14 protein-coding genes and 1 other RNA gene are annotated in these 14,395 nt (G+C 42.5%); 9 read left to right on the top strand and 6 right to left on the bottom strand.

Annotated elements, in window-relative coordinates:
* Nucleotides 1–94: 94 nt before the first annotated feature.
* The 5 genes from lpdA to ACFOHL_RS04820 all read left to right on the top strand — a co-directional run bounded on the left by lpdA (nucleotide 95) and on the right by ACFOHL_RS04820 (nucleotide 4,628).
* Nucleotides 95–1,516: a dihydrolipoyl dehydrogenase gene (lpdA, locus tag ACFOHL_RS04840; protein WP_376919073.1), complete on the top strand. Its 1,422-nt coding sequence runs from the start codon at nucleotides 95–97 to the stop codon at nucleotides 1,514–1,516.
* A 219-nt stretch (nucleotides 1,517–1,735) separates the two neighbouring features.
* Nucleotides 1,736–1,975: a DUF1289 domain-containing protein gene (locus ACFOHL_RS04835; RefSeq protein WP_376919072.1), complete on the top strand. Its 240-nt coding sequence runs from the start codon at nucleotides 1,736–1,738 to the stop codon at nucleotides 1,973–1,975.
* Nucleotides 1,976–2,075: 100 nt separating this feature from the next.
* Nucleotides 2,076–2,900, top strand: a complete 825-nt coding sequence (locus ACFOHL_RS04830; RefSeq protein ID WP_376919071.1) for an HDOD domain-containing protein — start codon at nucleotides 2,076–2,078, stop codon at nucleotides 2,898–2,900.
* Between the two features lie 44 nt (nucleotides 2,901–2,944).
* Nucleotides 2,945–3,781 carry a DUF481 domain-containing protein gene (locus ACFOHL_RS04825; RefSeq protein WP_376919070.1) on the top strand — a complete coding sequence of 279 codons (837 nt, stop codon included), beginning with the start codon at nucleotides 2,945–2,947 and terminating at the stop codon, nucleotides 3,779–3,781.
* Nucleotides 3,782–3,887: 106 nt separating this feature from the next.
* Complete coding sequence (locus ACFOHL_RS04820) at nucleotides 3,888–4,628, top strand: DUF481 domain-containing protein (RefSeq protein ID WP_376919069.1); 741 nt, start codon at nucleotides 3,888–3,890, stop codon at nucleotides 4,626–4,628.
* Nucleotides 4,629–4,826: 198 nt separating this feature from the next.
* Here the strand turns inward: ACFOHL_RS04820 and serA are convergent, their stop codons facing one another.
* The 6 genes from serA to ssrS all read right to left on the bottom strand — a co-directional run bounded on the left by serA (nucleotide 4,827) and on the right by ssrS (nucleotide 9,573).
* Nucleotides 4,827–6,056 carry a phosphoglycerate dehydrogenase gene (gene serA, locus ACFOHL_RS04815; protein ID WP_376919068.1) on the bottom strand — a complete coding sequence of 410 codons (1,230 nt, stop codon included), beginning with the start codon at nucleotides 6,054–6,056 and terminating at the stop codon, nucleotides 4,827–4,829.
* A 104-nt stretch (nucleotides 6,057–6,160) separates the two neighbouring features.
* Nucleotides 6,161–6,814 carry a ribose-5-phosphate isomerase RpiA gene (gene rpiA / locus ACFOHL_RS04810; RefSeq protein WP_376919245.1) on the bottom strand — a complete coding sequence of 218 codons (654 nt, stop codon included), beginning with the start codon at nucleotides 6,812–6,814 and terminating at the stop codon, nucleotides 6,161–6,163.
* 11 nt (nucleotides 6,815–6,825) lie between these two features.
* Nucleotides 6,826–7,494, bottom strand: coding sequence for a 5-formyltetrahydrofolate cyclo-ligase (locus ACFOHL_RS04805; protein WP_376919067.1), 669 nt, complete (start codon nucleotides 7,492–7,494; stop codon nucleotides 6,826–6,828).
* Nucleotides 7,494–8,435, bottom strand: coding sequence for a nucleoside hydrolase (locus tag ACFOHL_RS04800; protein ID WP_376919066.1), 942 nt, complete (start codon nucleotides 8,433–8,435; stop codon nucleotides 7,494–7,496). Before ACFOHL_RS04800 ends, ACFOHL_RS04805 begins: the two co-directional genes overlap by 1 nt.
* 35 nt (nucleotides 8,436–8,470) lie before the next feature.
* A complete protein-coding gene (locus ACFOHL_RS04795; RefSeq protein WP_376919065.1) occupies nucleotides 8,471–9,367 on the bottom strand; it encodes a ribokinase in 897 nt (298 codons plus the stop codon).
* 22 nt (nucleotides 9,368–9,389) lie between these two features.
* Nucleotides 9,390–9,573, bottom strand: a non-coding RNA gene (gene ssrS / locus ACFOHL_RS04790) — 6S RNA.
* Nucleotides 9,574–9,802: 229 nt separating this feature from the next.
* Between ssrS and ACFOHL_RS04785 the strand changes: the two genes are divergently transcribed.
* The 4 genes from ACFOHL_RS04785 to ACFOHL_RS04770 are packed head-to-tail and all read left to right on the top strand — an operon-like array spanning nucleotide 9,803 to nucleotide 14,095.
* On the top strand, nucleotides 9,803–10,375 hold the full coding sequence (locus tag ACFOHL_RS04785; protein WP_376919064.1) for a UPF0149 family protein: 573 nt from the start codon (nucleotides 9,803–9,805) through the stop codon (nucleotides 10,373–10,375).
* Nucleotides 10,372–11,694 carry a Xaa-Pro aminopeptidase gene (pepP, locus tag ACFOHL_RS04780; protein ID WP_376919063.1) on the top strand — a complete coding sequence of 441 codons (1,323 nt, stop codon included), beginning with the start codon at nucleotides 10,372–10,374 and terminating at the stop codon, nucleotides 11,692–11,694. The genes ACFOHL_RS04785 and pepP overlap by 4 nt, the downstream gene beginning before the upstream one ends.
* Nucleotides 11,694–12,890, top strand: a complete 1,197-nt coding sequence (locus tag ACFOHL_RS04775; RefSeq protein WP_376919062.1) for an FAD-dependent monooxygenase — start codon at nucleotides 11,694–11,696, stop codon at nucleotides 12,888–12,890. The genes pepP and ACFOHL_RS04775 overlap by 1 nt, the downstream gene beginning before the upstream one ends.
* Complete coding sequence (locus tag ACFOHL_RS04770) at nucleotides 12,887–14,095, top strand: UbiH/UbiF/VisC/COQ6 family ubiquinone biosynthesis hydroxylase (RefSeq protein ID WP_376919061.1); 1,209 nt, start codon at nucleotides 12,887–12,889, stop codon at nucleotides 14,093–14,095. The genes ACFOHL_RS04775 and ACFOHL_RS04770 overlap by 4 nt, the downstream gene beginning before the upstream one ends.
* Nucleotides 14,096–14,395 lie beyond the last annotated feature (300 nt).

Raw genomic sequence — 14,395 nt, 5'->3', positions numbered from 1 at the left:
GCCTCAATGCATAATGGCAGTGGGGTGTTTAATATTTTAGTTTGCTGCAACTATGGCGGTAAACAATTACTCAAATACGTAAATTGAGGTCATAATGAGCGAAATCAAAACACAGTTAGTAGTTCTAGGTGCGGGCCCAGGTGGGTATTCAGCAGCGTTTAGAGCGGCTGACCTTGGTATTGACACTATTTTAGTTGACGCCCGTGAAACACTGGGTGGTGTATGTTTGAACGTTGGGTGTATTCCTTCAAAGGCACTACTACATGTGTCGAAAGTAATAGAAGAAGCAAAGCATCTATCAAGTAATGGTGTTAGTTTTGGCGAGCCAAGCTTTGATCTTGATAAGATCAGAGCATACAAAGATGGGGTGGTTTCTCAGCTAACCAACGGTTTAGCGGGCATGTCAAAAATGCGTAAAGTGAAACACGTTCAAGGCTACGGTAAATTCACTGGAGCAAATACCCTAGAAGTTGAAGGAAACGAGGGTAAAACCACTATTAGCTTTGACAATGCCATTATTGCTGCAGGTTCTGAGCCGGTAACCTTGCCATTTATTCCACATGATGACGAGCGCGTGATTGACTCTACCGGTGCCTTGGAGATGAAAGATATCCCGGGCAAAATGCTTGTACTCGGTGGTGGTATCATTGGCCTTGAAATGGGTACGGTATATAAGTCCTTGGGTTCACAGATAGATGTTGTTGAGTTTTTAGATCAACTAGTACCTGCCGCGGATAAAGACATCGTTAAAGTTTACATGAAGACGATTAAAGATAAGTTCAATGTGATGCTCGAAACCAAAGTCACTGCGGTAGAAGCAAAAGATGATGGACTCTATGTTAGTTTTGAAGGCAAACAAGCGCCAGCAGAGCCTGTACGCTATGACAAAGTACTTGTTGCCGTTGGGCGTCGTCCAAATGGCGCAAAGATCAGTGCTGAAAACGCTGGGGTCAAAGTAGATGAGCGCGGCTTCATCAATGTAGATAAGCAAATGCGCACCAATGTTTCACATATATTTGCTATTGGTGATGTTGTTGGTCAGCCTATGCTTGCTCACAAAGGTGTGCACGAAGGCCACGTTGCAGCAGAAGTCATTGCTGGCAAAAAACACTATTTCGATCCTAAGTGTATTCCTTCTGTTGCTTATACTGAGCCAGAGATGGCTTGGGTTGGCTTAACAGAAAAAGAAGCCAAGGAGCAGGGAATCAATTACGAAACGGCGAGTTTCCCTTGGGCGGCATCCGGTAGAGCTATTGCTTCTGATGCGACCAACGGTATGACTAAGATGATCTTTGAAAAAGACACGGGTCGCGTCATTGGGGGGGCGCTAGTTGGTACTAACGCAGGTGAAATGCTAGGAGAAATTGGTTTAGCTATTGAAATGGGGGCTGACGCAGAGGATGTTGGTTTGACTATTCACGCCCACCCGACATTAAATGAATCAATTGGTTTAGCCGCTGAAATATTTGAAGGTAGTATCACTGATTTGCCAAATCCAAAAGCTAAGAAAAAATAGCTTTGCGTTGTTTATGAAAAAGGTGCTTCGGCACCTTTTTTAGTGCCAAATTTAAAAAGCATAGTCATTACTTTTCCTCGCGAAAATTGACACTTAAGGTAAGCTAAGCCCACACATAAAGTTTAGCTCAAAGCATAATCCACTGTACAAATACTCAGAAGAGTCTCTTTAGTTTTCGTGTATATAATATAGCTCGTTTTTTATCCGCCATATTTCTAGATGCAGCAATTAGAGTTTTTTGAAATTCCTAGCCCTTGCATTGGTGTCTGTGAATCAGGACCGAGAGGCTATTGTTTGGGTTGCTTTAGGAGTAGAGAAGAGCGTCAGCATTGGCATGGTATAGACGACCAAACAAAACGCATTATTGTCAAAGCATGTAATCGCAGAAAACGCGCACACTTAAAGCGTAAACAAAACCCTTCAGAAACCACGCATTTTAATCAAGGTGACTTGTTCTAGATAAGGTATAGCCAGCGACGATTGGGTATAATACTGCTTAACCACAACTCCGCTCACCTCGGTTATCATTTCTCTAGTTTTAGTTGCTCAGAGAACCATCATGTCGATTTCGCCAATAGTTAAATACGCTACTCACTCTTTTACGTTACCCGACACGTGTGTGAGACTGCGAACGATGTTGGACGATCCCTTATCGTCAATCGAAGATATGGCAAAAGTGATGTCTGTCGACCCTTCATTGAGTGCAAAGGTATTAAAGTTAGCGAATAGTGCGTTGTTCCGATTTCCCGCGCAAGTATCAAGTGTGCCCAAGGCACTTAGTATTATTGGTGGCGAAGCGGCGTACAATATCTCTATGGCCGAAACGGCAAACTTGGCATTTAAGTCTTTCGCCTCGGACAACATTAATTTTGGTGAGTTTTGGCATAAAGCAATATTGACCGGCTTAATTGCGAAGTCTATTGTTCAACAAAAGGGTATTCGCGGTAGCGAACGCTATTTTGTTGTGGGTATTTTGCATCACTTAAGTGAACTAGTGTGTGCCACCAAACTTCCAGAAAAGTATGTGGAATACAAAAGTGCGATTGCCGAAGATACAGTGGCAATGAGCCTTCAGCAACGGTTTTTTGGATTTACTTTTGCTGAGTGTAGTGGCTTGATCTTAAAGTCTTGGAATTTACCCGAGTCTATCTATGAACCACTTTTAACGATTGAGCTTACAGGTAGTAACCTTGGCCAGTTTGAACAAGCTGTCGTATACCTGAGTGCAGCGATGGCACAAGTCAAATTAGGACGTGAAGTGTTTGATAAACTTGAAATACCGCGTTCAGTAACCGAGACTATTGGATTAAATGATTACGAATATGATATTATTTTCGAATTCGCACAAGCTGAGTCGACAAAAATTGCTTCAGCACTAAACTAACAACTATATTTTTTGTGCGAATATAACCCGTAAGATTCGCGCAAATGAAAACATTACTCGTTTTTTTAAGTATTTTTACTTTGTCCCTGCCTGCAACTGCAGCAGATTTTGCTGCCCTGCAAAAACAAAAAAAAGCCTCTGATTTTTTTAAAAATGCTCACAAAAAGAAGCGCAACATGATGCGCATGCTCAATGAAAAGCAAAAAAAATCAGATATGGATGAAAACGAGCTATCACTACAAGGCGAGTTTGGTTTTTTAACAACGAGCGGTAATACCAAAACAAGTGTGCTAAAAATGGCCTTAGACGCTCAGCATGAGCTTAAATCATGGAGTAATCAATATGCTTTCCAAGCTTTGCAGCGCTCTAGCGAAGTGCGAGACGAAGAAGTAGAAAATAGCCGTATCCAGTTTTCTAGCCAGTTTGACTATAAGTTAGTGAACAAAAACAACCGTTTGTTTGCTTACGCTGAATATGATGACAACGAATTTTTGCGTTTGAGTGATCAATTTACGGCTGTTTTTGGTTGGCGGCAGATTGCTTGGAAAAAGGAAAAATCAAGCTTTGGTTACAGCCTGGGGCCAGGCTATGTGACCTTTACACGGGCCGACACAGAAGAAAGTTTTTACGACTTTATTGTACGCGGTACAGCAGATTATTCTTACCAATTTAAGAACAATGCTAAATTCCGTCACAATGTTTCGGCAGAAATGAGTGAAGACACGACTAAAGCGAAATCAGTGACCTCGCTTACCGCAAAAGTATTCGAAAAGCTGGCCATGAAACTGAGTTTCGAAATGATACTAGACGAAAATGTTTCTCGTAATGTTGATCGATTTACTACACAAACAAGCGTTTCTTTGGTTTATCAGTTTTTTTAAGATTGTTGCTGTCTTTTGTTGTAGTATAATTACAAAACGCTAATAGAGCGCAATGCTCGTATTTCTTAGCTCGGACACATAACTACAAATCCAAGAAGGATACACCATGAAACTACACGCGTTTTCATCAATTATTGCGTTTTCCCTTTTCGCTGCACCTACAATTGCAGAAGAGAAAAAAGATTTTACTATGGATGGGGAATTCGGCTTTATTGTCACAACCGGTAACACAGAAACTTCATCAGCAAGTGCGGCTTTAAATGCCACTCAGGAGTTAGAATCCTGGAGCAATACCTATGTGGTAAAAGGTTTATACAAAAAAGATACGGTCGAATCAGACGGTGAAGAGGTTGAGCGTACTACTGCGCAAAAGTTTTTTGCATCAGCACAGGGTAACTACAAGCTAGAAAATCCTGATCACCGCTTGTTTGGTTTTGCTTCTTATGAAGATGACCGTTTTAGTAACTTCAAGTATCAATCGACCTTGGCTGCGGGTTGGAGCCAAAAGGTTTGGGAAGATGATAAAAGTTCTTTCGAGTACAGCATCGGTCCGGGTTACAGCTTCTCCAAAACACAAGACGATGAAAGCCAAAACAATGCGATTGCACGTGCTTCCATGGGCTATATTTGGAATATTTCTGAAACCGCGAAATTTACACAAGCTGTGTCTACTGAAATAGGTTCAGACAACACTAAGTCAAGAGCCGAAACTGCACTGACAGCGCAAATTGCGGGTAACTTGTCGATGAAATTTTCGATAAAATTTGATCACAATACAGACGTAGCGCCGGGTATAGAAAAGCTAGACACCGAAACTGCCGTCACGCTGGTATATAGTTTCTTTTAAGCGAGTATTTAGATTGTGACGATACATTGCGGTAAATAGCTTTACCCAAACATCAAAATTTGTTTGTCAAGGATGAAAAACCAAAGCGTATATGGATATACTTGCAGCGTTTTTGATGTTTGGGTAAAGCTATTTACCGCAATGTATCGTCCAAGCCAAAGATAGAATTGTGTTGTAAATTGAGATAAAACAAGAGTACTAATGTAGCACTCTTGTTTTTATTGTCCCTTCAATGGTTTTGAGCTCATTTAAGGCTTCTTCTGCATTGACTTTGTCTACATCAATAACCACATAACCGATTTTCTCATCAGTTTGTAGGTACTGCGCAGCAATGTTAATGCCTTTGTCTGCAAACGCTTGGTTAATTTGAGTTAACACGCCAGGCTGATTGCTATGAATATGCAGCAACCTAGAGCGATTTGTGTATTCAGGTAGTGATACTTCCGGAAAGTTTACCGCAGACAAAGTCGAACCATTGTCTGAGTATTTAATGAGTTTTCCAGCGACTTCAATACCAATATTTTGTTGTGCCTCTTGTGTACTTCCGCCAACATGAGGGGTCAATATTACATTGTCAAATTTACACAAAGGCGAGCTAAATTGCTCAGAATTAGACTTGGGTTCAACTGGGAAGACGTCGATGGCAGCACCATTGAGTTTGTTTGCTTCCATGGCTTCTGTCAGTGCATCAATGTCTATCACCGTGCCGCGAGCCGCGTTGATCAATATTGCGCCGTCTTTCATTTGCGCAAGCTCTTCACGACCAATCATGTTTTTGGTGTGTGGCGTTTCGGGAACATGTAAACTAACAACATCAGAGGTATTGAGTAGGGCTTTCAAACTACTTACTTGGGTTGAGTTGCCTAAAACAAGCTTATCTTCCACATCGTAAAACTGTACGCGCATACCTAAGTGTTCTGCCAATATACTCAGCTGTGTACCAATGTGCCCATATCCTATGATACCAAGGGTTTTACCACGAGCCTCATACGAGTTCACTGCGCTTTTTTCCCACTCGCCACGATGAGCCATTGCGTTCTTTCTTGGGATGCCTCGCAGCAATAAAATAATTTGACCGAGTACTAACTCCGCAACAGATCGAGTATTTGAAAAAGGAGCATTAAATACTGGAATACCGCGAATTTGCGTAGCAGATAAATCGACTTGATTGGTTCCAATACAAAAACAACCGATCGCTACAAGCTTTTTGGCATGTTCGATAACATTCTCGGTGAGTTGCGTTCTGGAGCGAATGCCGACAAAATGTGCATCTTTGATTTTTTCGATTAACTCGTCTTCTGGTAATGAGGTTTTCAACGCTTCGATGTTGTGATAACCCGCATTTTGAAGTGTTTCAAGAGCACTATTGTGCAAGCCTTCCAATAAAAGAATTTTAATTTTATCTTTAGCAAGCGAAGGTTTATTCATGGGAAAAAATAGCCTTTAGTAGCGATGTAAAACATATGTTAAGACATCTAGACGTCTAAATGAGACGCAAAGATACCAGACTTTTCACAATAGTCAATCGCAGTTTACCAGCGTTCAATGCCTGTTTCACTGGCTGAAATCACAAGGTCGGCTGGCCGATGAGCAAAAATACCATTGCATACGACTCCAGCTATTTGATTTAACTGTGTTTCTAGTGCTGTTGGCTCTATGATGGACAAATTGTGTACATCCAGAATAACGTTACCATTGTCTGTTATGACACCCTGTCTATACACAGGGTCACCGCCTAACTTAACTATTTCTCTGGCCACATACGAACGAGCTAAGGGGATCACTTCTACAGGTAACGGAAACTTACCAAGTACATCCACCTTTTTGCTATCGTCCACAATGCAAATAAATGATTTGGCGACCGCAGCAACGATCTTTTCTCTAGTTAGTGCAGCTCCGCCACCTTTAATCATATGCTTATGGTTGGTGACCTCGTCGGCACCATCAACATAAACATCGTAGGTTGATACTTCATTTAAATCATAGACATCGATGCCGAGAGCTTTAAGGCGCGCAGTAGAGGCATCCGAGCTAGATACGGTTGCTTCGATGTCAATTTTGTTAGCGGCGAGGGCATCTATAAAGTAATTTACCGTAGAGCCCGTTCCCACACCCACGACAGTGCCCGGTTTGATGAGAGATATTGCCGCTTCGGCTGCGCGTTGTTTCTTGGTGTTTTGATCCATGGCTGTTGTGTTCACATGTTGTGCGTAAAATTAAAAAAGCGAGTCGGTGTTACAATATAAGGTAGAGGTATATCCCAAGCTTCGGTTGGTAAACTCAAACATTGTTGGATGTCATGCGCGAGGCCAACTAATGTGGGGGCATTTTTTTGTTGCGTAGATACATCTGCCATTTTATTAAAGGAAGGATTCGATTCACATTTGTTTCGTTTGCTAACAAACTCTAAAGTTCGGTCGTAAAATCCTCCACCCATACCAAGGCGATTGCCTTTTTCGTCGAAGGCAACTAAAGGCGTGAAAATTATGTCGAGCTCAAGAACTGGACAAATTTTATGGCATTCCAAAATGGGCTCAAGGATGCCAAAGTTATTGGCAAGCATCAATGAATCCTTTGTATAGCTAACAAACAGCAAGTAGCCATCACAGAAGGGGTGCAATACTGGTAAATATACCTCTATATTTTGAGACCATAAAAAATCAATCAAGGGCAGCGTGCTGAGTTCACCGTCATTAGTCATATAGATAGCAACGCGCTTTGCCCCTGTAGTTATCGGCAAGGTTTTATAATGTTCAAGTAGAGCCTCAGCGGCTTCTTGTTGTTCACCCAAAGACAAAGACTTGCGGCGCTCTCTGAAGGTCTGCCGCAAGCTATTGCGCAATTGTGTTGTAGTGGGTTCGAGCATTACTTTGCGTAGGTATCGATAAACAATGTCGTTAGGCGAGGGTGATCGACTTTTGTCGCGACAAAAACAGGTGGCATTTTTGTCCAAAATTCACTCATGGTAGTTCCAATTGGTGCGAAGCTCGTTTGCCCAATATGCAGGGGATCTGTACCAATTCGCATATGTCCTTCTGTCATTTCAAATAAGCTTTCATCTAACAGATATGCTAACGGAAAGGCATCATGGAAAAAACATCTGCGTTCGTCATGGCCTTGTGAATAAAAGTCCATATAAAACTGTGAGGCCTTTGCAACAAAGCCGCCTAGGCTAGGGTTTTTTTCTTCTAAAATGTCGACAAAATTAGGCGGAAACGGCAGGTCGTAGGTGACATCAAGGCCAAACATATTCACCCGCCAGTCAGCCGCAAACACGATCTCTGCTGCATAAGCATCGTTCCATATATTGGCTTCTGCAACTGGCGTGACATTGCCTGGAACAAAAGCAGCGCCGCCCATGATATTCACTGCTTTAATGAGTTTAGGTAAATCAGGCTCAAGTTTTAATGCAAGTGCGAGATTGCTCAAAGGTCCAACAGCCACTAATGTTATTTCGCCGGGGTACTTGCGTGCCATTTCGACAATAAACTCGGCAGAGCTTCTGGGGTCAAGCTGGCCCTTGGGGGCGGGGTGATTGATGTTTCCAAACCCATCATCTCCGTGCACAAAATGGGCATACGAAGATTCAGGCCCTACATGAGGGACGCTTGCGCCTTTGGTGACAGGAATATCTTTACCTGCGAGTTCAACCAGCGACAAACCATTTTGCGCAGCCATTTCGGCGGGTACATTCCCAAATACAGTAGTTAAGCCCAGTACTTCAATTTCGGGCGATTGAAAGGCAAAGAATATTGCCATGGCATCATCGATACCGGGATCGGTATCTAAAATAATTTTATGTGTCATGAATTGCGCTTACCAGTTTAGAGCACTTTGCAGAACTAAGTGCGATTAGATAAAAAAGTACTGACTTCATCCTTGTCAGGGATTGAAGGAGCAGCACCCTCGCGTGTAACAGCTATTGCTGAGGCGGCACATGCAATACGCATCGCGGATTCAACATTGTCTTGATTTGTATAGTTTGCCAAAAAATACCCAATAAAAGTATCACCCGCTGCGGTGGTGTCCTTTGCATCTACCACAAAAGCCTCGGCTCTCTGCTCATTTCCAGCGTGTAAATAGATGACACCATTTTTTCCGAGGGTCAGTAGAATATTTGTGTTGGGATATTGTTGTTGTAATACGAGTTTGGCCTCGTTCTCAGTTTTTGTATTGGTCAGTTGCATCGCCTCGATTTCATTGACAATGAGCAATTGAATTTTTTCTAGAGGTAAGGAAGCAATATCGGCGGTCATAGGGGCAGGATTAAATGCCACAGGAATGTGTTTAGCGTATGCTTTGTTGATGATATCGCTTATTGCATTTGTTTCGTTTTGCAATAACACCCAGTCGTTTGTTTGGGCTTGCTGAAGCACCTCGTCTATGTGATCGAGCTCGATAGTATGATTAGCCCCGCCAAATAAGATAATGGCATTTTCAGCGTCTGGTGTAACCTGTATCAATGCGTGACCGCTAGCGATGTCGTCTGAGTGTTTAACATGCGACATATCGACACCTGCCTCGGTCATAGGTGAGAGCATGTGTTGGTCTTTGCTATTAATTGCGCCGATGTGCAAGGTCCTTGTTCCGGCCTTCGCGCAAGCAATAGACTGGTTTGCTCCTTTGCCGCCTAGGATGGCTTTGTAAGCTGTCGAGGAGAGTGTTTCGCCGGGTGCCACAAAGTGGTCTACTTTGTAAACATAATCGATGTTGATGGAACCAAAGTTGAAGACTGCCATATTAAGCTGCTCGCATTTTTAGGCGCCTCCCAAAATGCCGCTGTATGCTTATCGTCCGTGCGCCGAAAAGGACACGGTGGAAATATCATCATTGCCGTAGGCTTCTCGATACAAGTCGAGCTTGCACAATAGCAATAGAGTCAAGATCCTAAGTTTATAGCATCGGCCAGGAACATGAAGCATAACCGCTAACATTTCAGGAAGCATTGAAGCTATTATTGTTTTTGACCCGTAATACATCGCAAAATATGCTGATACACCCTACGGGACTGCGAATACTAACCCATTCACCAATCGGTTAAAAGTACAAAAACTTTTTGTTTGTAAATAATTGTATGAAGCGGATTGCTTGCGAACTTACCGCTATACTTCTTTACTGTTCTAAACCGAGTGTATTTGCTAGCATTAGCCTAACACATAGTAAGAGATAGTTTTGTGACGCAAGAAAAATTAAGTTACGACGAATTGAGCAATATTTTTAGTCAAGAGAAAATTATTGTTGATGCCTCAGAAATTCACGGCGTAATTTGCGGCATGTTAGCGGGTGGCATGTCAGTAGATGATCAGGAATGGATTGAGGTGCTCGAAGATGTTATCAATCAGGGTGATAAATTTTCTGCAAGAGTAAAGAAAAACATCGTTGAGATGTACAACCAAATATGCCAAGAATTTATCGAACCTGATTTTGCCTTGGCTTTGTGTTTGCCAGACGATTCAGCGCCAATTAACGACCGAGGTCAAGCGCTGATTTTGTGGGTGCAAGGGTTTTTACTAGGTTTTGGCTTGCATCAAGCCGATTTGAGCGCATGCTCAGAAGAGGTGAAAGAGGCGTTGGAAGACTTTAGTCAAATTTCTCGCATGGACGAAGAAATGACCGAAGGCGAAGAAAATGAGCAAGCCTTGTTTGAGGTGCTCGAGTATGTGCGGATCAGTGCTATGTTGAGCTTCAATGAACTCGGTAAATCTCTATTAGATAGCCGACAAGCTGATAAATCGGTCATCCATTGATTACTCAAGCTGAATACGACCAAAGACGGGCACGCTTAATCGCTGAGTGCCTACCCAATAGCGTTGTTGTTTTGCCTGCCGCACAAATGTGTACCCGCAGCAACGATACAGAATATCACTTTAGGCAAAATAGCGATTTTTGGTATTTTACGGGTTTCAATGAACCCGATGCCTATCTGATCCTTAGCAATCGTGATAACGCGAATTCGTTCGCCAGTTACGTATTTTTGCGACCAAAAGATAAAACAGCTGAGATATGGCATGGGCGCCGCTTGGGCGTGCAGTCAGCACCATCGACACTGAATATCCAACAAGCTTATAGCATTGAAGAACTCGACGAACTATTGCCAACAATTATCAATGGCCATGACCATCTATATTACACGGCAGGTGCAAATACATTGGCTGATAAAGTAGTCAATGCGGCAATCAAGGTTTGTAAAACCGCGCCCAAGCAGGCCATGAGCGCGCCGAAATGTGTGCACGATATCTCGATTATGATACACAAAATGAGGTTGATAAAATCTGAGCAGGAGATTGCTGTTATGCAGCGTGCTGCAGATATTTCAGCTCAGGCTCATTGCAAAGCCATGCAAATAGCGCATCCTGATATCTGGGAATATCAACTCGAAGCGGATATATTGCATACCTTTGCTTCAAATGGAGCGAGATTCGCCGCTTATAATACGATTGTTGGGGGGGGTGAAAATGCCTGTATTTTGCATTATGTCGATAATAATCAACGCGTAGCAGATGGTGACCTAGTATTAATTGACGCAGGGTGTGAGTTACATGGTTATGCAGCTGACATTACGCGTACTTTTCCGATTAATGGCAAGTTTACACCTGCGCAAGCAGAGATTTACCAGCTTGTATTAGATGCACAGTTAGCCAGTTTGGACTTATTAAAACCCAGCGGACAAATCAGTGTGGCAATGGATAGAGCCGTTGAAATTATTACCAAAGGTCTGATTCGACTGGGCATTATTAAGCAAGATTTTGAAAGTGCTATTGAAAGCCAGTCATGGCGAAATTTTTTCATGCATGGTCTAGGTCACTATTTAGGACTGGACGTACATGATGTAGGGGTTTACAAGGTAAATGGCGCAGACATCCCGCTTACACCTGGCATCGTGATGACAGTTGAACCTGGGATTTATATCTCTCCCGATGCGGATGTACCAGAGCAATATAAAGGGATAGGTATAAGGATAGAAGATAATATATTGATAACTGAAGGTGGCAATAAAATACTCACAGACAAAGTGCCAAAAACCATAAAAGACATTGAAACTTTGATGTTACAGAATGCCTTGTGATGCTGAACAAAGACATTGACATTATTATTGCGGGTGGGGGTGTTGTAGCCTGTGTTGCCGCATTGGCTATCTCCAAACTCACTGATTTTTCGGTTGCCATTATTGAAAAACACCCACCTAAACAAAATGATCTTCATCCCAGTTTTGACGCTAAGGTGATTGCACTGGCTCGTCAGACCATCAAGCAACTGAGTGAATTCGATATTGAGTTAAACGATATTGACATGGGCTTGATTGAAGCTATTCACATCTCTGATCGCAAACATATTGGGCAAACGCATTTAGACGCCAAAAAGCTTGGTTTTTCTTATTTTGGCAAGGTGGTCAGATTGGAAGAGTTGGGCTTGTCACTATACTCTCAGCTCAAATCACAGGGGATTGACTATATCTCTCCAGACTGCATTACTGATATATCTGTTAGCAAAGAAAAAGTCACTGCCACAACTGAAAATCATGTGTTTTCAGCCAAACTACTTGTGATAGCCGAAGGAGCAAATTCGCCTACTCGCGACTTACTCAAGTTGCCAGTAAAAACCTATGATTATCAACAAACGGCTATTGTCAGTAATGTACGCATGCAAATGCCGCACAATAATCACGCCTACGAACGCTTTACAAAATATGGACCGCTGGCGTTTTTACCGATGCAGTTGGCTAAGGGTGAACATTGGATGTCGGTAGTGTGGACATTGCCAAACGACAGAACAAGTGAAATCTTAGCGTTAGAAGAGGACACTTTTTGTGCTCAGCTACAAAGTCTATTTGGGTATCGTTTGGGTAACATAAAAGCAAGTTCTGCGCGATTTTCTTATCCACTAATGCTCAAAGAAGCCACCTCATACACCCATCATCGTGTGATTTGCATTGGCAATGCCGCACAAAGCTTACATCCGATTGCTGGGCAAGGCTTTAATTTGGGGATACGTGACGTAGCTAATTTATTGATATCGATGACAACTAAAAACGATAGTGGAAAACAGGCTAGTCTGGGTTCGTTTGCACAAATCAAACATTATCGTGTTCTGTGTGATAGCGACAAGCAAATGACTATTGGCGCGACAGATAGCTTGGTACATATGTTTTCTAATCATTTCGAACCTTTAGTTATTGGACGCAATGCAGGCTTGTTTGCGCTAAATCACTCTGAAAGTCTAAAAAGAAAATTTTCAAAAGTCGCTATGGGAGAAAGGTATTGAACTGTGCCAAATTGACGACACCCGATGTTTGTATCGTTGGAGGCGGTATAGTCGGCCTTACACTTGCGCTGCTATTGAGTAAACACAACATACACATTTTACTGATAGATAAAGCAGAAAGAACACTTAGCGAAGCCTCTCAGTCTGAGCATTTTTCTGCTAGAGTCAGCGCCATCAGTCAAGCGAGCGAACAAATTTTTGATAATCTGGGTGTGTGGCAGACCATTCATCGCAAACAGGCTTACAAACAAATGTCAGTGTGGGATCAGCACGGATTTGGGCGCATACAATTTGATGGCCGCGATAGGCCTAACTTTTCACTCGGGCATATTGTCGAAAACCAAGTCCTGACTGACGCATTATTGACTAAACTCCAGCAGCGTAAAAATGTTGAAGTATTGCAAGGTACTTCACTCGTAAAGGCTCAATTTTTGAATGCAAACAGTAACAAAAGCCAGTATCAAATCTCACTTGATAATCAGCAGGACATTCTTACTGATTTGTTGATTGGTGCGGATGGCGCGAATTCCATAGTAAAGAAGATAAAAGGTTTTGCTGAAGTATTTTGGGATTACGAGCACACAGCAATTGTTGCTAACCTTAAGACAGAACATGCACATGACGCCATAGCCAGACAAGCCTTTACGCCCAGCGGTCCCTTGGCTTTTTTACCCCTACCCGACCCCCATCAGTGCTCAATTGTATGGTCGCAGACCCCACAAAGAGCCAATCGACTATTGGCCTTGTCGCCTACTGAGTTTTGTAAAGTACTCTTAAAAGATATTGATGGGCAACTCGGTCTTTGTACACTTAGCTCTGAGCGTTACAGTTTTCCGCTTAAAATGCGCTATGCGAAACAGTGGTATCAAGACTCTGCAGTGCTAGTCGGTGATGCGGCACACACTATTCACCCGCTTGCAGGGCAGGGAGCAAATTTAGGTATTGCTGACGCCGAAGCTTTAGCCAATAGTGTTGCAGATTCTATAGCGAAGTGTGGAAGAGTGAACGACTACCGCAGTATGCGTAAATACGAACGAGCGAGAAAGTCTCAAGCTATTGCTGTCATAGCGAGTATGGAAAGCTTTAAGCGTATATTTGCAGGGTCAAATAGCTTTAAAAAAGTTGCTCGAAATGTGGCGTTATCGACAGCCGATAAAATGCCGTTACTTAAGCAGTTTTTTATTACTAGCGCGTCAAAAGCATAGCTAATTAGCGACAAATATTAGTGACAAATTTGTGCGCTATACAGCGTAAGCTATGTAATTTTGAAATGATTTGTACTCGTAATTCCTTTTACTTCTCTTGTCCTTCAGGTTTAAGCATTTCTTTTTGTAGCTAGGCTATCAATTTTCGAATTGGAGCTAACTTGCTGAAGTAGAGAAGAATCACTATCAGCCGCAAGTGCTTTGGCGCCCACAAATAGAGCAGAAAGCATCAAGCCCAATAATACAAAACGCATTAAACGAGTTATAAAGAAATAATTGTGTTTATACATGGTAGTGTCT

It is taken from the genome of Agaribacter flavus (assembly GCF_042646125.1).
In the GTDB taxonomy this organism is placed as follows: Bacteria; Pseudomonadota; Gammaproteobacteria; order Enterobacterales; family Alteromonadaceae; genus Glaciecola; species Glaciecola flavus.
This window is presented reverse-complemented; position numbering and strand designations above follow the sequence as displayed.